16 protein-coding genes are annotated in these 21,299 nt (G+C 41.0%); 10 read left to right on the forward strand and 6 right to left on the reverse strand.

Annotation, left to right across the window (positions count from 1 at the left end; all coding sequences use genetic code 11):
- Positions 1-384 precede the first annotated feature (384 nt).
- From D0T84_RS09820 to D0T84_RS09835, 4 genes are all read right to left on the reverse strand, one after another.
- Entirely contained in the window at positions 385-1,257 is an 873-nt protein-coding gene (locus D0T84_RS09820; RefSeq protein WP_163307707.1) for a hypothetical protein, read from the reverse strand.
- Between the two features lie 38 nt (positions 1,258-1,295).
- Entirely contained in the window at positions 1,296-1,970 is a 675-nt protein-coding gene (gene rsmI / locus D0T84_RS09825; protein ID WP_163307708.1) for a 16S rRNA (cytidine(1402)-2'-O)-methyltransferase, read from the reverse strand.
- 100 nt (positions 1,971-2,070) lie between these two features.
- Complete coding sequence (locus D0T84_RS09830) at positions 2,071-2,952, reverse strand: energy transducer TonB (RefSeq protein WP_163307709.1); 882 nt, start codon at positions 2,950-2,952, stop codon at positions 2,071-2,073.
- An 11-nt stretch (positions 2,953-2,963) separates the two neighbouring features.
- Positions 2,964-3,704 (reverse strand): HAD family phosphatase, encoded by a 741-nt coding sequence (locus D0T84_RS09835; RefSeq protein ID WP_163307710.1) that lies wholly within the window; start codon positions 3,702-3,704, stop codon positions 2,964-2,966.
- Positions 3,705-4,213: 509 nt separating this feature from the next.
- Here D0T84_RS09835 and D0T84_RS22915 point away from each other — a divergent pair.
- The 9 genes from D0T84_RS22915 (at position 4,214) to leuB (ending at position 17,328) form a co-directional block, all read left to right on the forward strand.
- Positions 4,214-4,342: a hypothetical protein gene (locus D0T84_RS22915; protein WP_255495297.1), complete on the forward strand. Its 129-nt coding sequence runs from the start codon at positions 4,214-4,216 to the stop codon at positions 4,340-4,342.
- A gap of 1,184 nt (positions 4,343-5,526) precedes the next feature.
- A complete protein-coding gene (locus D0T84_RS09840) occupies positions 5,527-7,017 on the forward strand; it encodes a 2-isopropylmalate synthase (protein WP_163307711.1) in 1,491 nt (496 codons plus the stop codon).
- Between the two features lie 93 nt (positions 7,018-7,110).
- Positions 7,111-8,184 (forward strand): acyltransferase, encoded by a 1,074-nt coding sequence (locus tag D0T84_RS09845; RefSeq protein ID WP_163307712.1) that lies wholly within the window; start codon positions 7,111-7,113, stop codon positions 8,182-8,184.
- 111 nt (positions 8,185-8,295) lie between these two features.
- Positions 8,296-9,690, forward strand: a complete 1,395-nt coding sequence (gene leuC / locus D0T84_RS09850) for a 3-isopropylmalate dehydratase large subunit (RefSeq protein WP_163307713.1) — start codon at positions 8,296-8,298, stop codon at positions 9,688-9,690.
- Positions 9,691-9,808: 118 nt separating this feature from the next.
- The gene (leuD, locus tag D0T84_RS09855) at positions 9,809-10,399 is read left to right on the forward strand and encodes a 3-isopropylmalate dehydratase small subunit (RefSeq protein ID WP_163307714.1); all 591 of its coding nucleotides are present in this window, start codon (positions 9,809-9,811) and stop codon (positions 10,397-10,399) included.
- Between the two features lie 401 nt (positions 10,400-10,800).
- Positions 10,801-13,278, forward strand: a complete 2,478-nt coding sequence (locus D0T84_RS09860; RefSeq protein ID WP_163307715.1) for a glycoside hydrolase family 127 protein — start codon at positions 10,801-10,803, stop codon at positions 13,276-13,278.
- A gap of 32 nt (positions 13,279-13,310) precedes the next feature.
- Entirely contained in the window at positions 13,311-14,822 is a 1,512-nt protein-coding gene (locus D0T84_RS09865; RefSeq protein WP_163307716.1) for an alpha-isopropylmalate synthase regulatory domain-containing protein, read from the forward strand.
- A gap of 11 nt (positions 14,823-14,833) precedes the next feature.
- On the forward strand, positions 14,834-15,841 hold the full coding sequence (locus tag D0T84_RS09870) for an acyltransferase family protein (protein WP_163307717.1): 1,008 nt from the start codon (positions 14,834-14,836) through the stop codon (positions 15,839-15,841).
- Positions 15,842-16,257: 416 nt separating this feature from the next.
- Complete coding sequence (gene leuB / locus D0T84_RS09875; RefSeq protein WP_163307718.1) at positions 16,258-17,328, forward strand: 3-isopropylmalate dehydrogenase; 1,071 nt, start codon at positions 16,258-16,260, stop codon at positions 17,326-17,328.
- 293 nt (positions 17,329-17,621) lie between these two features.
- Here leuB and D0T84_RS09880 read toward each other — a convergent pair whose 3' ends face one another.
- Positions 17,622-17,966, reverse strand: coding sequence for a hypothetical protein (locus D0T84_RS09880; protein WP_163307719.1), 345 nt, complete (start codon positions 17,964-17,966; stop codon positions 17,622-17,624).
- A gap of 1,371 nt (positions 17,967-19,337) precedes the next feature.
- Here D0T84_RS09880 and D0T84_RS09885 point away from each other — a divergent pair.
- Positions 19,338-20,633, forward strand: coding sequence for a hypothetical protein (locus tag D0T84_RS09885; protein ID WP_163307720.1), 1,296 nt, complete (start codon positions 19,338-19,340; stop codon positions 20,631-20,633).
- A gap of 6 nt (positions 20,634-20,639) precedes the next feature.
- Here the strand turns inward: D0T84_RS09885 and D0T84_RS09890 are convergent, their stop codons facing one another.
- Complete coding sequence (locus D0T84_RS09890) at positions 20,640-21,260, reverse strand: DUF4294 domain-containing protein (RefSeq protein ID WP_163307721.1); 621 nt, start codon at positions 21,258-21,260, stop codon at positions 20,640-20,642.
- Positions 21,261-21,299: the final 39 nt, after the last annotated feature.

The raw sequence follows: 21,299 nt of genomic DNA on the forward strand, positions 1-21,299 counted from the left end.
AGTTCCGCAGGCGGGGTACCCACCCGGTGCAGGCGGCGTGAAACGGGATGTTGTCCGAGCCGAAGGCGAGTTTCGTCCCGTTTAGCCGGCAAGCCGTTGGTGGGTCGCCGAGGGACAAAGCACTAGCCTTTTGCTTCCTTTTGGGCAATGCCAAAAGGAAGGGCAAGCCCGGGAGGGCGCGGCAGCAGGGAGCTACAACTAAAGTATTTAGCCTAGGATAGCCTTTATGTAAAAAATGAAAGAACGTTTTAAGTAGCGAGGGCAGAACTGAATTAGAAATTCATGTTATGCCGAGTCACGATAAACAACGTTCACAGGAGCGAAGCGTATGTAAAACGACTAATGGAATTGAACGTTTAACTTATCAACTACTGATTGGCATTATTAACCTACTTCTATGATTAAGAATTTAGTCAGGCTCCAGAATCTCTTATAATCGGTGATTTTTACCACAACTGTACCTTTAGCGTCTTTTTCAAGCGTATAACTGTCGCTAGGGTGGTCAGACAGGAGTTTAGCCTTTTTGTCATATACCGGGATGCTCTGGGTATCGCGTATATCTATCCTTATAAATTTGCTCTTTTCGATGCTTTCTTTCAGTATTTTTGGAGAGGCAAGGAATCCGCCCGAAACAACTTTAGCTTCTTTCAGTTCTTTGCTTGTTCCGAACATATAATACGCTGTGTTCAGCTCCTTATCCTGTTCTTTGATTTTTGCAGCTTGTTCGGCTGTTTGAGTATTTAGTACTTCAACATTATCAGTCAATGATTTCACGTCTGTCTGAAGTGAGGCTATCTGAGCATCACGGCTGGATAATGATTTTTGGAGTTCGGTGATCGTATTTGCTCTTTCCACCAGTTCCGAGTTTAAGCGTTCGATAGTCGCTTTCAGACCCGACATTTGTCCTGAATTGCTTTTAAGCCTTTGATTCAGCTTATCGATATCGGTTTTGTTCTTTTTCAGAATTTCATTGATCATTTCGAAATTATCTTTGATACGGGTTTTTGTATCATTCGACATTTCGCCTTTTGTTTTCGATTCGATAGAGAGATATTTTTCAGCTTCTCTTATTTGTCTGAAATTTTCTTCTACATCGTTTATCAATCCGTTTACCTCAGCCAGTTCTGTATTACTTTGGCTCGAAACCTGCATTAATGAATCGCGCTGAGCCTGTAAAGCTTTATATTCATCCGAATTTTTCACATTACATGATGCAAGCGCCATTAAACACATACATCCTACTATTAACTTCTTCATAAATAAATATTTAAGTTGTTAGATTCTATTTTTTTATTTTATTCATTTTTTCCTGTTAAAATTATAACAAACTCTCCTCGCGGTTCGTTCACAGTATAATGTAATATTAATTCTTTGAGTGTTCCTCTTTTTATTTCTTCAAACTTTTTAGAGATTTCGCGGCATGTGGCTGCATACCGGTCTTCTCCCATATATTCGGACAGTTGGTTCAATGTTTTCAATATCCTGTGAGGCGATTCGTAAAAGACGATAGTCCTGTTTTCCTCAGCCAGTATTTTCAGGCGGGTCATCCTTCCCTTTTTCTGAGGGAGGAACCCTTCGAAACAAAATTTATCGCATGGGATACCTGATGCTACCAGCGCAGGTACGAATGCCGTAGCACCCGGCAGGCATTCTACATCGATACCGGCGGCAACGCATTCGCGTACGACCAGAAAACCGGGATCGGAAATACCCGGGGTTCCCGCATCGGAGACCAGCGCAATATCTTCTCCGGCATTTATGCGGCCTACAATATGCGATACAGCCTGATGTTCATTAAATTTATGATAGGATTGCATTTTGTTCTGGATGTCGAAATGCTTGAGTAGTATTCCGGTAGTGCGAGTATCCTCTGCCAGAATAAGAGATACTTCCTTCAACAGCCTGATAGCTCTGAATGTCATATCCTCTAGGTTTCCTACGGGTGTAGGCACAATGTATAGTTTCCCCATTTCCTTTCCAGACTATTACCAAATACTGTTCACAAAGATAGAAAAAAAATGAACTGCTAATTAAAAAACGGAAATATTGTCACTTTGTTGTGTAATCCTTTTATATCGGATTTGTTTCCAGAGGAGGTAGTATTATGCACAAAACCGGGTCGAGTATTTGTATTTTTTCTGACAGAAAAGTGTCCTTATCTATCTCTATAATAGCATTATCTCTGATTAGCATCCCGGATATATCAATATCACGGGCAAAAACATAACTGGATAAATAATCTATTTCACTATCTGTGTAATATGAAATGTTGAGTTCCCAATCTACATCTAAGGGTGTACCTTCTTTTTGTATCCACTGTGGCGAGTCCTCCAAAGTTTGTATAACGCTCCGTGTAAAGCAACTGTCTGCACTGAACAGTATACCGATGTCAGATATTCTGCCCGTTTCGGATATTTTGAAACTAGCCCTAAGCGTTTTACTTTGCCCGGTATTGCATGATCTTTTAATATTGTTTATGAGATAACTTTCAAACTTATTTATTCCTCCGGGAAATACCGGGGTGTAATACCTCATTTTTGTTGTATCTGCATTATCGTCGGGAGCTCCGTATGTGCGGAAATAGAAAGGAACAATAAAGACAGTTGGTATGCTGACTCCTCTGGCTTTGCCGGGAATAAACCTGGGCATCTGTTTTATAACTCTCAACACCTCATTGTCATAGGCAGAATCAAGTGATTGCGCTATTCTCACGTTGGTTATTTCTCCAATTTTATTTACAGTAAAATTGGCTACTACTTTACCATTTACTCTTCTTTCCTGTGCAGAGGCAGGATATTTTATGTTAGCGCTCAGAAACTTATTCAATTCTTTTTTCCCTCCCGGAAATTTAGAAAAGTAGTATTTAGGACGGAAAGGGTCTTCTTTTTCCACTGTTTGGGAAAAAGCGCAAACTGTAATAAACAGAAATAAAATATGTAAGTGCAGTCTCATATGTAGAGTTATTAAACTTTTGTAGCTTTTATTATTCCATATAATTCATCCCATCTGTCATACAATGCCTTCATCGATGGCAGAACGATATCCGCTCCGGCATCGGCCAGCACCTTGTCCGGCATCGGCCCGGTATTTATGGCTATGGTAAATATTCCGGCAGCTACGGCTGCTTCCACGCCTCTGGGCGCGTTTTCTACCACGATGGCTTCGTTGGGTTTTAGATGTCCGGCCTTTTCCAATCCCATCAGGTAGGGCTCGGGATGCGGTTTTCCATGCTTCACATCAAATGCCGTAACCATGAGCTCTTTTTGGAACAAGCCGGGAAAGTTATGTTCCAGCTTATTTATCAATGTAGGCTGTCCCGAGCCTGTGACAACTACACATGTCAGGCCTGCATCGTGTACCATCTTTACAAAATCGTAGGCGTAAGGGATCAGGCTGCCATCGTTGTATTTTGAGAATAATTCGGTTTTGCGTTTATATATTGTTTTTATTTCATCTTCTGTGGCTTCCCTTCCTTTTTCCCGTTTCATCAGGTCATTTATCGTATGGCTGCCTACCATGCCTTCGTACAAGTAAAATTCTTCGGAAGTGCTGGGGATGTCAAATTCGTCCATTGTCTCTTTCCACGATTTGGCATGCCACTTCATCGAATCGTATAGTACGCCGTCCATATCGAAAAGGATGGCTTTTAAATCAATTTTTGGGTAATTATGCTTGTTCAGATAGTTGTTAAATGCAGTAGTCATTGTGATATTTTATTTATTAGTGCAAATATACAGTTTCTGGATGAGATTACCCAAAATGGTTCTGAAACGGTTCGGGTCGGTAATTATATAAATAATGCGAATCAAGGGTTGCTTAGGGTTGAAGTATACTATTATAAATCAATCTTCTGTTTTGCAGTCAGGGTTCTAAGTCCACGAAGTGGGCTAATCATGGATAACTACGGGTAAAACCCGTGGAAAAATCGGATAGGGAGAGGCCGTCTCCGTAGGAGGCGAATGGCATTTGTTTTTGCTATTTGCCTCCTACGGAGACATATTCTTCTGTCAGTTCCTGCCACGGGTTTTACCCGTGGTTATCCACTTTCAGTCCCTTCGGGACAATAAGTTACTGTGCTTTTTAACCTTGATTCGCATAAATATGTAAAGTGGTATTAATGATATAAATCGAGGCTATATTATGTAATAATCTGCGCAGAATTCTCGTCTATCTCCACTTCGTTCCGATAGACTTCCACTTCTTTGCCTTACTTTTGGCCAAAGCTCGAAAAGTAAGCAAAAAAGCATTGCGCCCCGCTTCGCTGTACGACCCACCATCGGCTTGCCGGCTGAATGAAGTGATGAAGGATTCATCGTTCTACTGGTTAGGAGATTTTGATTAAAAGCGCCCGCACTTCATTCTACGCCGCCTGCGCCGGGTGGGTACCCCGTAGGCTTGCTAACGGCGCTGGCTGACGCATGACGAGAATAATCGCTTTCGGAGTTCTTGGCGTTGCGTTGCGACTCCGTGCATACGTTCCGCAGGCGGGGTACCCAATCCGTCAGCGGAGGCGTGGAACAAAAAGCTGTTTGAGCTTGATTGAAGATTCGTATTTCAGAAAATTTGGAGCGAGTTCTTTTTGTTCAGCCGTAGCTGCGGTTTTGGGTCGCCGAGGGACGAAGCACTAGACTTTTGTTTACTTTTGGGCAATGCAAAAGTAAAAACAAGCCCGGGAGGGCGCGTTAGAATTAGACGTAAGTTGATGTGTTCACGAAAGATAGATTTTATGCGACCAGGATAACCTCGATTTAGTAACTGTTTAAATTTTATTCGTTCAAATTTTTAGCGATGTTTTAGCGATGTTTTTTTCTTCCTCGAAACGATAATAGCGGGCTATTTGAGTTGAGAGAAAGGAAAAAACAGCCGAAAACAGCCGAAAAATGAACGAAGAAAAAGGTATAATAAAATATTCGTATAAAATTTAAACAGTTACTTATATTATTAATGCCAATCAGTAGTTGAGAAATGGCTTGAAAAGCCAAATCTTCATAACCGCGGGTCATCGACCTGCGGAAAAAGGATGAGTAATACCAGCTGTCTGAAAGACAGGACATGCTGTGTGTCCTGCCGCTTCGGGCAGGGGGAGTGTAATTGCCCCTTGCTCCGTAAGCTACGCTGTGCTTGCATACGGTTATGAAGATTCTGCCTTTCAGGCAGGTGTTGAGATGCTTTCAACCCCTGATTCGCATTATTAAAGGGAACATATCATTTCAATGTCATGTTTCTCGTTTATCTACTTTTGATATCATACAATCTACTTTAAAATGAATATTTGTCACAAAAACTCAAAAAATAAAACTTTTTATTTGTTTTTCTGAAAAAATGAAATAACTTTGCTACCCAATTAGAAAAAATATGAAGTTACATAGTATTATTAGTTCACTCATTCTGCTCTGGAGAAATTTAGAGTGAGCATTGCTATGTAGTATAAATAATAAAGAAAAAACTAGGGCCTTTCTCACTCTTAAAATGATGAGAAAGGCTTTTTTTATGTAGAATAAGTTTAGATTTAATAAAAAAACAGTTATGGATAAGTTATTTATTTTCGACACCACATTAAGAGACGGAGAGCAAGTTCCGGGTTGCCAGTTGAACACGATAGAAAAAATCGAAGTAGCCAAAGCCCTCGAAACACTCGGCGTTGATGTAATAGAAGCCGGTTTTCCGGTGTCCAGCCCTGTTGATTTCAATTCGGTTGTCGAAATATCCAAAGCTGTAACATGGCCGACTATATGTGCCCTTACCCGTGCTGTGGAAAAAGATATAGAAGTAGCGGCAGATGCATTGAAGTATGCGAAGAAGAAGCGCATCCATACTGGTATTGGGACATCGGATTATCATATCAAATATAAATTCAACTCCACTCAGGATGAAATCGTAGAAAGAGCCGTAGCTGCTGTAAAGTATGCGAAACGTTTTGTTGAGGATGTCGAGTTTTATGCGGAAGACGCAGGCCGTACAGATAACGCCTACCTTGCACGTGTGGTACAGGCTGTGGTAAACGCGGGCGCAACGGTCGTAAACATTCCGGATACAACAGGTTATTGCCTGCCTACCGAATATGGCGCTAAAATAAAATATCTGATAGACAATGTGGATATGAAGAACGCTATACTTTCCACGCATTGCCATCAGGATTTGGGTATGGCTACGGCAAACTCAGTCATGGGGGTCTTGAATGGTGCGCGTCAGGTAGAAGTGACTATTAACGGTATAGGCGAACGTGCGGGAAACACTTCGTTGGAAGAGGTGGTAATGGCGATCAGGAGCCATAAAGAGTTAAATATAGAAACAAATATAAATACGCAGAAAATCTATCCTATAAGCCGTATGATTTCCAGCCTGATGAATATGCCTGTGCAGCCGAATAAGGCCATAGTGGGACGCAACGCTTTTGCTCATTCATCGGGTATCCATCAGGACGGAGTATTGAAACATTTGTCAACTTATGAGATAATTGACCCTAAAGATGTGGGAATAGATGACAATGCCATCGTATTAACTGCCCGAAGTGGACGTGCCGCATTAAAAAATAGATTAAATTTGCTGGGTATTGAAGTTGATGATGATACGCTTGCCGAATACTATCACCGTTTCCTTGACCTTGCCGACCGCAAGAAAGATATTACAGATGAAGATATTTTGATATTGGCCGGGAAGGAAACAGATAAGATGCACCGTATAAAACTGGACTACCTGCAGGTAATATCCGGTCTTGGCATTCGCAACGTAGCGAATGTAGGACTCGACATCGCAGGCGAAAAGTTTGAGGCGTCTTCTTCCGGAAACGGCCCCGTGGATGCTGCTATAAGCGCGATAAAACAAATTATCCGCCGCCAGATGGTTATTGAAGAATTCCTGATTCAGGCAATAAACAAGGGAAGTGACGACATTGGTAAGGTACACATGCAGGTTGAACACGAAGGCGTAAACTATTACGGATTTTCGGCAAATACCGATATTGTGGCGGCATCGGCAGAAGCTTTTATAAATGCAGTAAATAAATTTGTAAAATAAGTTTTTGTGAGTTATAAAATTTAAGTTATGAATTATAATCTCAAACTTAGAACTCATAATTCATAATTTATAACTCATAATTTGAAAAAATATATGGAGCCGAAAAAATACCAATATATAGACAGTTTACGTGGAATAGCGATTCTTCTGGTTGTACTTGTTCACATCGGTGTTGTATTGGATAATACACTTGATTATTTTGCAATAGGCAGTTTCCTAGTATCTGTTATTTTTAATGGAGCCTTTGGTGTTCAACTGTTCCTGATAGCGAGTGCATACACACTGACGATGTCGTATTACAACAGGCTGGACGAACCACATAAAAACCGGAATTTCTTTATCCGGCGTTTTTTTAGGATTGCACCTATGTATTATATTGCTATTATTTATTTTACGTTAGATAAGTATCTGCAATTTGATTTTGTAAATCCTGATTTTTCGGCGATACCGTTGCGTTCCATGCTGAGTGATGTTTTGTTTATCAATGCATTGATACCTGAATATACAAATAATTATGTGCCGGGAGGCTGGTCGGTTTCGGTGGAATTCCTGTTTTATTTCATGTTGCCGTTTATATGCAGTAAGGTAAAGACTATGAATTCAGCTCTGATATTTTTTCTGTCTACACTGACACTGGCTATTATAGTCGATCCGTTTATCAGGGAGAATACAATATATCCGTATTTTCATGAATATAATTTCTTTGTACAATTATCTGTCTTTCCATTAGGAATAATCGCTTATTTTTATCTGAACAGACAAGAACATAATATAAAACCTGTAACGTGGGTATATACGGCTATAATGATGCTTGTGTTCTGCTATATAGCCGTGCCAAAGCATATTATGTTTAGCCTGGTGTTTATGCTATTGCTTATTATTCAGGCCAAATATGACTTCAGGCTGTTTTCGAACCGTTTACTGGCCGCAGTCGGCAAGGTTAGTTTCAGTATGTATCTGATACATTTTGCCGTAATATATTTATTCAACAGATTTGGGTTTTCGCATGTGATTCCGGTATCGGATTTTGGTACATCCCTGCTCAACTTTGTACTAATGTACATCATCGTAACAATCGCGGCATTTATTATATCCAGTTTTACATATAGAGCAATTGAAGTCCCCGGACAGAATCTGGGCAGAAAACTAATCAAAAAACTGAATTAACAAAAATAAGCACCCAGCGCTTTTTATTACTTTCTTAAGTATAAAAACTATTGATGCTTATAACTTTAAAATACAGCTATAATTTTTATCTTTTATTTATATTTGAAAAAAATGAAAACGTTATTCGATAAAATCTGGGATGCACATGTGGTATCCTCTGTAGAAAACGGTCCTACACAGTTGTATATCGACCGTCACTTCTGTCACGAAGTTACAAGCCCACAGGCATTCAACGGTCTTAGATCCAGAGGGCTGAAAGTATTTCGTCCCGAAAAGACGACTATTACAGCCGACCATAATACACCGACAATAGATCAGGATCAGCCTGTAAAAGACCCTGTTTCAAAAAATCAGTTGGATACATTATCCAGAAATGCAGAAGAATTCGGCATTAATTTATATTATCCACTGGGACATGCCAAAAATGGTGTAGTACATATAATTGGCCCTGAAAACGGGTTTACCCAACCCGGGATGACTATCGTTTGCGGTGATAGCCATACATCTACTCATGGAGCATTTGGTGCAATAGCCTTCGGTATAGGCACCAGCGAAGTGGAAATGGTACTGGCAACCCAATGTATACTGCAAACCCGCCCGAAGACAATGCGCATTACTTTCAACGGGAAACTGGGCGAAGGTGTTACCGCTAAAGATTTAGCATTATATATGATTTCAAAACTGACTACAGGCGGTGCAACAGGCTATTTTGTAGAATATGCAGGAGAAGCTATCCGCAATATGTCGATGGAAGAACGTATGACCTTGTGTAACCTGAGTATCGAAATGGGTGCGCGTGGAGGTCTTGTAGCTCCGGATGAAACTACTTTCGCCTATGTGGAAGGACGTGAGTTCGCACCAAAAGGCGAAGAATGGGATAAGGCGCTGGCTTACTGGAAAACGTTAAAAACAGATGAAGGAGCAAAATTTGATAAAGAACTGACGTTTGATGCATCTGAGATCAAACCGATGATAACTTACGGAACAAATCCGGGTATGGGTATGGCTATCGATAGTACAATCCCTACGTTGGATGAAATAGATGAAGCCGGACGTATTTCTTTCCAGAAGTCGATGGACTATATGGGCTTTAAGCCGGGAGAGAAAGTAGAGGGGAAAGCTATAGACTACGTGTTCCTTGGCAGTTGTACCAACGGTCGTATTGAGGACTTCCGCGCATTTGCCAACTTTGTGAAAGGGAAAAAGAAAGCGGATAATGTTGTGGTTTGGCTAGTTCCCGGCAGCTGGAAAGTTGAACAACAAATAAAAGACGAAGGACTGTATGACATCCTTAAAGATGCCGGTTTTGAACTTCGCCAACCCGGATGTTCTGCATGTCTGGCGATGAACGATGATAAGGTTCCGGCAGGTAAGTATGCTGTTTCTACATCGAACCGTAACTTCGAAGGTCGTCAGGGACCCGGTGCACGCACTATTCTGGCAGGCCCGCTGGTTGCTGCCGCTGCTGCTGTGACAGGAAAGATAACAGATCCTAGAGGTTTTTAACAATACACCTCTCCCCAAGACTCGCCGAAAGATAGGGAGTACAAAGAGGGTATTTTTCAGCTCTTCCTTTTTGGGGAGGTAGGGAGGGGCGGCATTTATAATTTTCAAATTGATCACAATGGAAAAATTTCAAACACTTACATCGACATACGTTCCGCTTCCGATAGAGAATGTGGACACAGACCAGATTATACCTGCGCGCTTCCTGAAAGCAACAGACAAGGAAGGCTTTGGAGATAACCTTTTCGCCGACTGGCGTTACAATAAAGACGGAAGCCCTAAGACAGATTTTGTACTGAATAACCCAACTTATAGCGGGCAGATACTTGTTGCCGGTAAAAACTTCGGTAGCGGTTCCAGCCGCGAACATGCGGCATGGGCTATTGCCGGATACGGTTTCAGGGCAGTGGTTTCCAGCTTTTTTGCAGATATTTTCAGGAATAATGCCTTAAATAACGGCGTGTTGCCTGTTATCGTTACACCGGAATTTCTGTCAGAAATATTCGCCAGTGTAAATGCAGACCCGAAAGCTACATTGACAATAGATTTGGAAAAGCAGAGCATAACAAACAATGCAACAGGGAAATCCGAGTTTTTTGAAATAAATCCTTACAAAAAAGAATGTCTGCTTAAAGGACTCGACGATATCGATTACCTATTGTCTAAGAAAGAAGTGACCGAGCAATACGAAAAAGAACATACATTATAGTATTGCTATAAAAGCCGGAAAAGACAAATGCAAAACAAGAAACAAAACATATCAATTAATAATAGGGTTCATATTGAATAAAAGTGTAAGGCGTTTGTTTTAGTTGGGGGGTGTGTCAAAAGTAAAACATCTCTATCAAATTGTTACTCTCTTTGTCATTCTGAGTGCAACGAAGAATCTCGAGCTACCAGATACGAGATGTTTCACTCCGTTCAACATGACAAAAAGATATGGAAAGATACTTTTGAGACACCCTCATAATAATGTCGGCATAAAAAGACTTTAGTCAAAATGTTTTGGCTAAAGCCCTTTAAATATGGTTCTTTATCTCCTCCACTTGAAAGTGGAGGCAACTAAAGCACAGATAACCAAACTTATATAACCTCAAATATACAATTGGAATGAGAAATATTATTGTACTGCTTATTTTTTTATCTGCTTCTGTGAATATATGCTCACAGGATATCCTTACCCCTGTATCATTTGAGAAAGTGACCCTGACAGACCATTTCTGGAGTGACAGGATGAAGATACAGAAGGATGTTTTGGTTCCGGTTGCTATCGAACGCACACAAGAGGCTGTAGAAGACCTGAGGCGTACAGCAAATTATCTGAAGGGTATAGAAGGGCCTTTACCCTCCGATAGCCGCTTTAATACATCTGATTTGTTTAAGGTATTGGAAGGTGCTTCTTACCTGTTAAAGATGCAACGCGATAATGCTCTCGAAAAACAGATTGATGATATTGCTGATATAATTGCGCAAGCCCAGAAAGAGGACGGATATCTATATCCTCCACATATTACGGGGTCGTACAAGACTGCTCCACTATGGGGAGGTGCAGGCATGGGCGACAAACCTTATTCCTGGGTGGTGCACAGCCACGAACTCTATAATGTAGGGCATCTTTACGAAGCTGCGGCTGCTTACTATCAGGCTACAGGGAAGCGTAATTTGCTGGATATTGCTATCAAGAGTGCCAGGCATATCAATAAGGTCTTTTTTGAAGGCGATGTTAATTATAACAACGGAAAGCCTGTAAACCAGGCTCCCGGCCATGAAGAGATTGAGATTGCTTTAGTAAAACTATACCGGGTAACAGGCGATGAATTATTCCTGAATATGGCAAAAAAGTTCATTGATATTCGTGGAGTAACATACATCCCTGACGGGGAAGGAACAATGTCTCCGGAATATGCGCAACAGCATGCCCCCGTGAGAGAGCAGCGTAAAGCAGTAGGGCATGCAGTAAGAGCTGTTTACCTGTATTCCGGCATGTCTGATGTTGGTTCGCTTACAGGTGATTCTACTTTATCCCCGGCCTTACATAAGATATGGCATAATATAGTTGATACCCGTATGCATATAACGGGCGGATTGGGTGCTGTTCATGGTATAGAAGGTTTCGGGCCGGAGTATTTGTTGCCTAACAAAGAAGCGTATAATGAAACTTGTGCAGCTGTTGGTAATGTATTCTTTAACCATCGTATGTTTTTACTTGAAAAAGACGGAAAATATATGGATGTAGCCGAAGTAGCATTACTCAATAATGTATTGGCCGGAGTGAATCTCGACGGTGATAAATTCTTTTATGTGAATCCCCTCGAATCGGAGGGTATGAATGACAGGTCTCACTGGTTTGGTACAGCCTGTTGCCCTACAAATCTGGCAAGGCTGATCCCTCAGGTTTCCGGTCTTATGTATGCATATACGAGTAATGAAATCTATTGCTCTTTTTATACAGGGAGTAAGGTAGATATTCCATTGGTTTCGGGAAATGTAGCTCTGGAACAGGTAACAAATTATCCTTTTGATGAAGTAACCCGTTTTATCGTAAACCCGGAAAAGGAGAACCAGAAGTTTACACTCAAAATGCGTATTCCCACATGGACAGGTTCACAGTTTGTACCGGGTAAATTATATAATTATATAGATAACAATCTGAAACTATGCGAATTGTATATTAATAATGAAAAGGTTGGACCGAAATACTATAAGAGAGGGGATGTTTCTGTCGACAAAGGCTTTGTCTCTATTAACCGGAAATGGAAAAAAGGAGATAAGATAGAGCTCAGGTTACCTATGCCCGTACATTATACACAAGCCATAGATGAGGTAGAAGCCGACAGGGGAAGAGTGGCGGTAACCCGGGGGCCGTTGGTTTATTGCGCTGAAGGTGTAGACAATAATGAGGGTTTAAACCGTTATTTTATTCAGAATTATTCTCAGGATGCAAAGGTAAACAAGGAACGCACAGGAAAATTACAGGGAATTGAAACCTTATATATTCCTGCCGGATATGTAAAGGCTGATGGAAATACGCAAAAAGATGAACTGAAAATGCTGCCGTATTATGCATGGAACAATAGGGGAGTATCTTCGATGAATGTATGGTTTCCCCATTCTGCGGATATAGTCATGGCGAATATTTCAGAGGCTTCTTTACTGGTAAAAGACATAAAAGCATCACATACAAACGATGGCGAATCGGTACTTTCTGTTATTGACGGTAAATACCCGGATAGCTCTTCCGAAACCAAAGTGCAACGATGGACAGCATGGCCACAAAAAGGAGTGGGACAGACAATAGAGTTTACATTTGAGCATCCTACTGATATCAAAGCATTTTCGGTGTATTGGTACGACGATAACGGCGGTGTGCAAATACCTGAATCCTGGAGTTTGTCTTATAAAGGCAAAGACGGACAATGGGTAGACTTTCCACTCTATAGTACAGATTCGTACAGCTTGCTCAAAGACCAGTTCAATCTGGTACACTCTGACGGCGATTCGTTTGTAGTGAAAGATATAAGACTGAATATGACTCCCCGCAGCGATAGTGCGGTAGGAATATTACAGGTTAAATTCGATACGAAATAAATTTAGTTAAAGATCAAAATCGCAAATTAGCTATGATAGAAATAATGGATACTACCCTGAGAGATGGAGAACAGACATCCAGTGTTTCGTTTTCGGCTCAGGAAAAGATGAGTATAGCTCATCTGCTGTTGGGTGACCTCGGTGTAAACCGTATAGAGGTAGCATCGGCACGCGTTTCGAACGGAGAATTTGAAACAGTAAAAAAAATTGCAAACTGGGCAAAGGCTATAGGGCATATTGATAAGATAGAGATTCTTGGTTTTATTGATAAAGGTGCATCCCTCAACTGGATAAAAGATGCCGGATGCAAAACCATAAACCTTCTGACTAAAGGTTCTTACAAACATGTGACTGAGCAGTTGCGTAAAACGCCGGAACAGCATCTCGAAGATATTAAGGCAGAGGTTCTGTTAGCTCAGAAGCTCGGTATCACGGTGAATGTCTATCTGGAAGACTGGTCGAATGGTATCATCAATTCCGAAGATTATGTTTATTTCATGATGGATGGTATGAAAGACTTGCCGATCAAACGCTTTATGATTCCCGACACGCTGGGGATACTGAATCCGCATAGTACGTGGCGTTGCTGCCGCAGGATGATAAACCGTTATCCAAACCTGCATTTCGATTTCCATGCACACAACGACTATGATCTTGCTGTGGCAAACACAATGGTGGCTGCCGAAGTGGGAGTGAAAGGGGTGCATGTAACGATGAACGGCTTGGGTGAACGTGCCGGAAATGCCTCTTTGTCAAGTGTAATCGCTGTCTTTCACGATCAGTTGAAACTGAAAACCTCGATTCGCGAAGAAAAAATGAATAAGGTGAGCCGCGTAGTAGAAGGCTACTCTGGCATAAAAGTGGCTCCTAATCAGCCAATCGTAGGAGACAATGTGTTTACTCAATGTGCTGGTATTCACGCCGATGGAGATAATAAAAATAACCTTTATTACAACGATCTTTTCCCTGAACGCTTTGGCCGTGTCCGCGAATATGCATTGGGCAAACTATCCGGAAAATCGAATATTCGGAAGAATATTGAAGCCCTGGGAATTGAGCTTGATGAGGCTGAAATGCTCAAAGTGACCAACCGGGTGATTGAACTTGGCGACAAGAAGGAAATCATTACACAGGACGATCTTCCTTACATCATTTCCGATGTATTGAAGAATAACGAGAAGGAGAAGCGGATCAAGATATTATCTTTTGCATTTATCCTGACCAAAGGTCTACGTCCGACAGCCACCGTAAAAGTTGAGATAGACGGCCAGGAACACGAATGGACAGCGCCGGGGGACGGGCAGTACCATGCTTTCTCCAAGGCTTTGTATAAGATATATTCGCGTCTTAACAAACCGACACCTACGCTGGTGAACTATGCCGTTTACATACCGCCGGGCGGGCGCACCGATGCCTTGGTGCAATCCGTTATCACGTGGGAGTTTAACGGCAAGAGCTTCAAAACAAGAGGCCTTGACGCCGACCAGACTGAGGCGGCTGTAAAAGCTACCGAGAAAATGTTGAACATGATAGAAGATATGTAATCTCAGTGCAGATGAAAGAAGAGCGCATAGAATGGATCGATATTGCAAAAGGCATTGGCATAGGGTGTGTCGTTATGGGGCATATCTTTTCTACACAAATGCTTGCGCATAAAATTATATATCTTTTCCACATGCCGTTGTTTTTTTATATCAGCGGGTTTTTATATAAGAAAGAACAACGCAACGGGGCTTATATCGTAAAAAAGTTCAGGAACCTAATCGTTCCCTATTTTTCCGTATTCGTTCTTGTTTACGCTGTCTTCTTCCTCATTTATTTCCCCCGCGACTATTCTCCCGACTATATCAGGATAGACATTACCTATTATCTGATGGGGGGGCGGCTCCTCAGGGAAATTATCGATAATGTATTTGTGGCTATGTGGTTTATTACCTGTTTGTTTATAGTGCAGGTATTGTACAATTTTATCCAAACCCGCTTTAAGCCTCAGATAGTACATATTATTGTTATTGCACTACTGGTAGCAGGTTATATCAACAGTGTCTGCTTTCCCGACTTCTGGCTATACTGGGGCGCGAATATAGCTTTGATGGCAATCCCCATATATCATATCGGCTTTCTTTTCCGGCAGATTAATCTGGATAAATATGCGGTCTGGTTTGTTATCGGGGGCATCCTGTCCTTTCTGAGCCTACTGCTTTTCCCGCAGAATACATTTAATATGATGCTGAATGGTTACGGGGTCCCGGTAGTCACACTTGTCTGTGGTATCGTCTGTATCAATATGCTTAGGGTTATTTCCGTTTTCGTAACGAAGAACAATATTTTAACCCGGATACTATCCGGATTCGGGAAAGCATCCCTTGTAATAATGGCATTCCATTTGCCTGTTTACGCGCTGCTCAGAAAATATTTCGAGATAAAATCGCCACCCGCGATAGTGCTGATAACCATTATTCCTTATTTGATGTATTATATCTTTAATAAGTTTAAAGTAACGCAGGTGCTCTTTTTAGGAAAATACAGTAAAAAGAATTTAAATAAAAATAGCGAAAACTGATGAAATGTATAAAGTTCCACATGAGACGGCACGAGCTGTTTACTAAAAGGACTATGTTATAATGAGTTATGTGCAGTTGCTTATTCATGCTATTATTCGTACATACAAAAGTGAAAATACATTACCAACAGATGAACGGATAAAGTTTCTATATCAGGATATATGGGGGATTTAAAGCCTCTTCGAGCAAGATTATTAAAGCAAACGAAGGTTTTGAAAATTTTAGGGCATGGGGAGAAGGATATGCAGCATTATCCTGCAACTTGAAAGATAAAGATATGATAGTAAGATACGTTATGAATCAACAAGAGCATCATAAAAATATAAGTTTTAAGGCTGGAACCAAGTCCCGCATGGGACGATACAAAATAGAAAAGTAAAGAAGTGAAAATATTACTAATAAATAACATAATTACATGAAATTAAACATTGCAGTACTTCCGGGAGATGGAATAGGACCTGAGATAATCGAACAGGCATTGAGAGTAACAGAAGCCGTTTGCGAAAAATTCGGCCATGAACTGACTTACGAGTATGGAATTGTAGGGGCGTCGGCTATCGATCAGGTAGGGAATCCTTACCCTGACGGTACACACGAATTGTGTATGTTGTCCGACGCTGTATTGTTCGGAGCTATAGGAGACCCGAAGTACGACAATAACCCTTCGGCAAAGGTACGTCCCGAGCAAGGGCTTCTGGCTATGCGCAAAAAACTGGGTTTGTATGCTAACCTCCGTCCGGTAAGTACTTTCCCTACATTGATACACAAATCTCCACTTCGTTCCGACTTGGTGGATGGCGCTGATTTTATGTGTGTGCGCGAACTTACCGGCGGCATGTACTTCGGTCGTCCGCAAGGCCGCAGCGAGGATGGCGATACAGCCTATGACACCTGTGTATATACACGCGAGGAGGTAGAACGCATACTTCATCTTTCGTATAAATATGCGAAGATGCGCCGTAAGAAAGTGACCGTGGTAGATAAGGCGAATGTACTTGCTACCTCCCGCCTGTGGAGACAAGTGGCGCAGGAAATAGAAAAACAGTACCCTGATGTGGAAACCGAATATATGTTTGTAGACAACGCCGCCATGCAGATTATACAATGGCCGAAACGCTTCGATGTACTTGTAACAGAGAACCTGTTCGGAGATATTCTTACTGACGAAGCCTCTGTAATTACAGGTTCGCTCGGTATGTTGCCATCGGCGTCTATCGGTATCCACACATCTGTGTTTGAGCCTATACATGGTTCGTATCCGCAGGCTGCGGGGAAGAATATAGCCAATCCGCTGGCAACTATACTGTCGGCAGCCATGATGTTCGAATACGCGTTCGAACTGAAAGAAGAAGCCGAGACAATACGCAAAGCAGTGACTGCCTCTATGGACGCGGGAGTGGTTACCGAAGATATTTCGCTGAAAGAAGGAAAGGTTCATTCCACATCGCAGGTAGGCGACTGGATCGTAAATTATATCAAGGGATAAAAAATTTCTAAATAACCTCGTATCGGCATACGTTTGTAACCTGTGCCATACGAGGTTTTCTTTTTTGGGGCAGGTTAATCCTGCCCCTGTTCGATTAATGGAATTATTATAAAATTGTCTTATATAAAGGGTTCTTTGAAATGATATTCAGCGCAGCCAAGTCGCTTATAATATTTGTTGTCATATTTTTAATGTAGGGGCGTATTGCATTATTACAATGAAAAAGTAACACTAAAAAAGACCCGGAAAGGTGTTACTTTTGTCACTTTTTAACAAAATGCCTATGGCGGAATTTAATCTAAAGCTTCATCTATAATACTCCCGTATACTTTCATATAATGATTCTGTATCATTATTCTGAAATCCTGTTTGATAAGCAGGTCTTTAAAATTTTCCTCTAAAGCTTTACAACTGTCTAATAATGCTTTCCGGCGTGTCTCGCTTTCTTTATTATCGAGCCACGCCCAGAAAAGCAGATTGATTATGAACACAATGATTAGGAAACTCATTATGAGCATAATAGTGTAATGTAAAGATATGTTTGGTTGGAAAATCGTATATATCAGTAATGCTACTATCATTAATCCATTGATCAATAACGGTGTAGTTAAGCGCTTCGGTTTTAAGGTTGCTTTCATGTGAGGTAAAAAAAGAGCGTGGAACTCATCAAAATCGCTGTTGAGGCACTGGTATACCAAGGAAACGATAATGACAAGCCCACGCCTTAAGGCATGAGCGTTTCAATTATCATTCTCCTTTCCTTTAAAAAATTACCAGTCTTTCAACAGGAAGAATGAATTAAACGCTAATGTTATATTTTAAACTAGGCTACATTTAGCCCTGTATTTCTGATAACAAAAGTAGGTAGTTTTTGTTTATCAGCCAATCAAAATGTTAAAAATATGGATGTGATACAGGATTCTTTGTTGAGAAACTTCGTTTTTCACATAGTAATAGAGCAAACATGTCAAAAAACAGGGCTGAAAGCCTTAACTTAACAACATTGGGGCATATACCCGAAAAAAATCAGACAAACGAAGGGCGATATGTTTGGTTGGAAAATCGTATATATCAGTAATGCTACTATCATTAATCCATTGATCAATAACGGTGTAGTTAAGTGCTTCGGTTTTAAGGTTGCTTTCATGTGAGGTAAAAAAAGAGCGTGGAACTTAGACATCACTGCCTCTAGAGGTACTGGTATACCCAAACGAACAGCAACGCCAAGCCCACGCCGATATAGCATGAACTTTATCGTATATCTGTTTCGTTCTTAAAAATTACCAGTTTTCTAGAGAACAGAATAAACTTTAAAGTAACATTTCAATTTATATGCAACGCTTTGCATCTGTATAATACAAAAGTAGGTAGTTTTTGTTTATCAGCCAATGATATTGTCACTTTTTAATAAAAGTCCTAAGTACATGACAAAAAATAGAATATTATGGTTCAACCCCTCGCCCTGTGGGCACTCCCGACCCCACCCCGGCCCTCCCCAAAAGGAGAGGAGAAGCGAAGACAGATGCCTTTTGATCCGTCAGGCATTCTTCCCTTTTGATAAAGGGAACGTTTTAAGTAGCGAGAGCAGAGCTAAAATTTATTTTATGTTATGCCTCACAGTACATGACAAAAATTATTCAAACACGATTTGGAGACGATGTAGGGGCAGTGGCTTGTCCCTGCCCGCTTGTCATCATTTACGGGCACCCACAAGGGGATGCCCCTACAGCAGGATATAAAATTTTGTCATGTACTTATGTTATGCCTAGTCACGACAAACAACGTTCACAGGAGCGAAGCGTATGTAAAACGGCTAATGTAATTGAAGTACCCGAAGGGGGAAGGGTTAGAATAATAATATATATTTTTTGTCATGTACTATGTGAAATGCCTATTGATTATCAACAAAGTAATATCTTTAAAGAACTAAGAGTCCAGTGTTACTTTTTATTCAGAGTTTTATCTGTTATATTTGGATTCCGATTTTGCATAAACATTAGAGAATCATTATGGATTTAAACACATTACCGCCAAAAGGAGAGAAAAGAGTACAGGCTATCACAGCACTGGGAACTGATATAAAGAATGCAGAAACACTGTTTACCTTGTCGAACACAGAAAAAGGGAATTGTAAACAGGCAGCAATGATGGCTTTAGCCCGGTTTGATTATACTCCGGCAATCCCCCTATGGAAAAAGCTCTTAAAGAGTAAGACTAAAGGAGAAAAAATACTGATGGAGTCAACTGCCGATTCGGTTTCGGATGTTATCGCTAATGAGATATACAGTTTCCTGTCTGCACTTTTCGAAAAACCGGATGATTATACCCTAACTTCTGCCGAATTAGAGAATCTCAAAACATACATATCCCTGATGCTTGGAAAAGCAAGCGGAAAAATGCAGGAAGTGTATACACTTACAGCCCAAAATAGCGATAAGTTCTCAACGTTTACCATTAATGAAAACACGGAAGCGTTGATTATCAATGACTATTTACGCTTTTTCAGCATTTCGCGGGAAGATAAGAAGAAAATATTCCCTGCCATATTATCCATGTCGATATTGTACAATCCGGACGACAGGCTGATAAAGCTGGCCGATGAATTATATGCCACATATCAGGCAAACTGGCTATCCCCCGTTTTTATGAAAGCATTGTTGGTATTACCTGCTAAAAATGTATTCGATGAGTTTCACAAGCACCTGAGCAACAACGAAAGCGCCACATATATATATGATACGCTTGGGGCACTCTATTTCAATGAAAAAGAGCAACGCCATCAGGCCTTATTATTCTGGGGACAATACAAATACGGGGAAGTGGATACACGAATTTCCCGCAACAAACCACTTTTTGGGAATCTCTACGAAGAATGGTTTTCGCTCCTCACTTCCACCCCTCAGCAAGAGAAGCCATCTGTCACATTACAGGCATATAACCGTGGTGGTGTATTGTATGACGCTTTTGATGAAATGCTGGTGGAGATAATTCCATATCCTGTTCAAAATGAACAACTCAGGCAACAACTATGCGATTATTTCATAAAACGGGAGAAAAAGCATAACGGGCAAAGCGAACTTTATATCCACGCCTTCTATATCCTTGGTTATGAAATTGAAGAGGAGGTTATATTGAAGTTTTTGGAGTGTAAGGAAAACGCGGCATCGGTATATAATCTGCAAAATATTCTGCAGCGTACACATTGGTCGAAACAGAAACGGTTGGATTTTTTCGATACTGTCGCTCCTAAGAAATTCGGTGCAAGAGAAGCTGTTAAGTCTTGCCGTGATAATCTGGCAAAATAAGATTACTTATCTTCCGTGGTAATTGACAGAGTAATAATAGTCGAGGGTTCCCTGCTCCAGTTGCACAACGATGGCTTCTATCGCCGCATCTTTGCCTTCGGGGTCATACTCGGTCTTGAGGCTATTACCAAACAGTCCGGCAAAGGCGTTGTAAACGCCGGCCTTGAAACTGCCGACAAGTGCCTTCACTATATTGTAAGAAGAGGTATTGGATTGGCGGTCAATCAGTTTTATCAGTATTTTCCCCTGATTCTTTGTCATCTTTTTCATCTTCGGCTTGTACTCTTCCATCATGAACTTCTGCACGTCATCCATATATTTTTCCTTCGCCTTCTCGGTAGGCAGGGTCTGCATATATTCGTAAGTTTCCACGATGGCTGCTGTAATCATTTTCGAATAAGGATAGGCGATCCTTACGTCACGTACCAGTTTGGAATACTCCTGCCTTTGTTTTTCATTCTTGAATTTCAGCTGAGCAAAGACATATACCGGTTTCAGATTCATTACGGCAATAGTATCCCCATGATAGATAACTGCCATATCTATATATGTTTCCTGTTTTTCCTGCGCGCCTAAGGCAGCGGAAAACAGCATGAATAAACAAAAGGCAAATACAATTCTTCTCATCGGGTTCTGTTGCGCAAATATGCTTCAAATATACAAGAA

This window comes from Dysgonomonas sp. 521 (assembly GCF_010501055.1).
GTDB lineage: Bacteria > Bacteroidota > Bacteroidia > Bacteroidales > Dysgonomonadaceae > Dysgonomonas.

What these genes read in the sequence shown, in the direction of transcription:
- D0T84_RS09820 (WP_163307707.1), bottom strand. Translation starts at nt 1,257, where the DNA reads ATGAAGAAGTTAATAGTAGGATGTATGTGTTTAATGGCGCTTGCATCA.
- rsmI (WP_163307708.1), bottom strand. Translation starts at nt 1,970, where the DNA reads ATGGGGAAACTATACATTGTGCCTACACCCGTAGGAAACCTAGAGGAT.
- D0T84_RS09830 (WP_163307709.1), bottom strand. Translation starts at nt 2,952, where the DNA reads ATGAGACTGCACTTACATATTTTATTTCTGTTTATTACAGTTTGCGCT.
- D0T84_RS09835 (WP_163307710.1), bottom strand. Translation starts at nt 3,704, where the DNA reads ATGACTACTGCATTTAACAACTATCTGAACAAGCATAATTACCCAAAA.
- D0T84_RS09840 (WP_163307711.1), top strand. Translation starts at nt 5,527, where the DNA reads ATGGATAAGTTATTTATTTTCGACACCACATTAAGAGACGGAGAGCAA.
- D0T84_RS09845 (WP_163307712.1), top strand. Translation starts at nt 7,111, where the DNA reads ATGGAGCCGAAAAAATACCAATATATAGACAGTTTACGTGGAATAGCG.
- leuC (WP_163307713.1), top strand. Translation starts at nt 8,296, where the DNA reads ATGAAAACGTTATTCGATAAAATCTGGGATGCACATGTGGTATCCTCT.
- leuD (WP_163307714.1), top strand. Translation starts at nt 9,809, where the DNA reads ATGGAAAAATTTCAAACACTTACATCGACATACGTTCCGCTTCCGATA.
- D0T84_RS09860 (WP_163307715.1), top strand. Translation starts at nt 10,801, where the DNA reads ATGAGAAATATTATTGTACTGCTTATTTTTTTATCTGCTTCTGTGAAT.
- D0T84_RS09865 (WP_163307716.1), top strand. Translation starts at nt 13,311, where the DNA reads ATGATAGAAATAATGGATACTACCCTGAGAGATGGAGAACAGACATCC.
- D0T84_RS09870 (WP_163307717.1), top strand. Translation starts at nt 14,834, where the DNA reads ATGAAAGAAGAGCGCATAGAATGGATCGATATTGCAAAAGGCATTGGC.
- leuB (WP_163307718.1), top strand. Translation starts at nt 16,258, where the DNA reads ATGAAATTAAACATTGCAGTACTTCCGGGAGATGGAATAGGACCTGAG.
- D0T84_RS09880 (WP_163307719.1), bottom strand. Translation starts at nt 17,966, where the DNA reads ATGAAAGCAACCTTAAAACCGAAGCGCTTAACTACACCGTTATTGATC.
- D0T84_RS09885 (WP_163307720.1), top strand. Translation starts at nt 19,338, where the DNA reads ATGGATTTAAACACATTACCGCCAAAAGGAGAGAAAAGAGTACAGGCT.
- D0T84_RS09890 (WP_163307721.1), bottom strand. Translation starts at nt 21,260, where the DNA reads ATGAGAAGAATTGTATTTGCCTTTTGTTTATTCATGCTGTTTTCCGCT.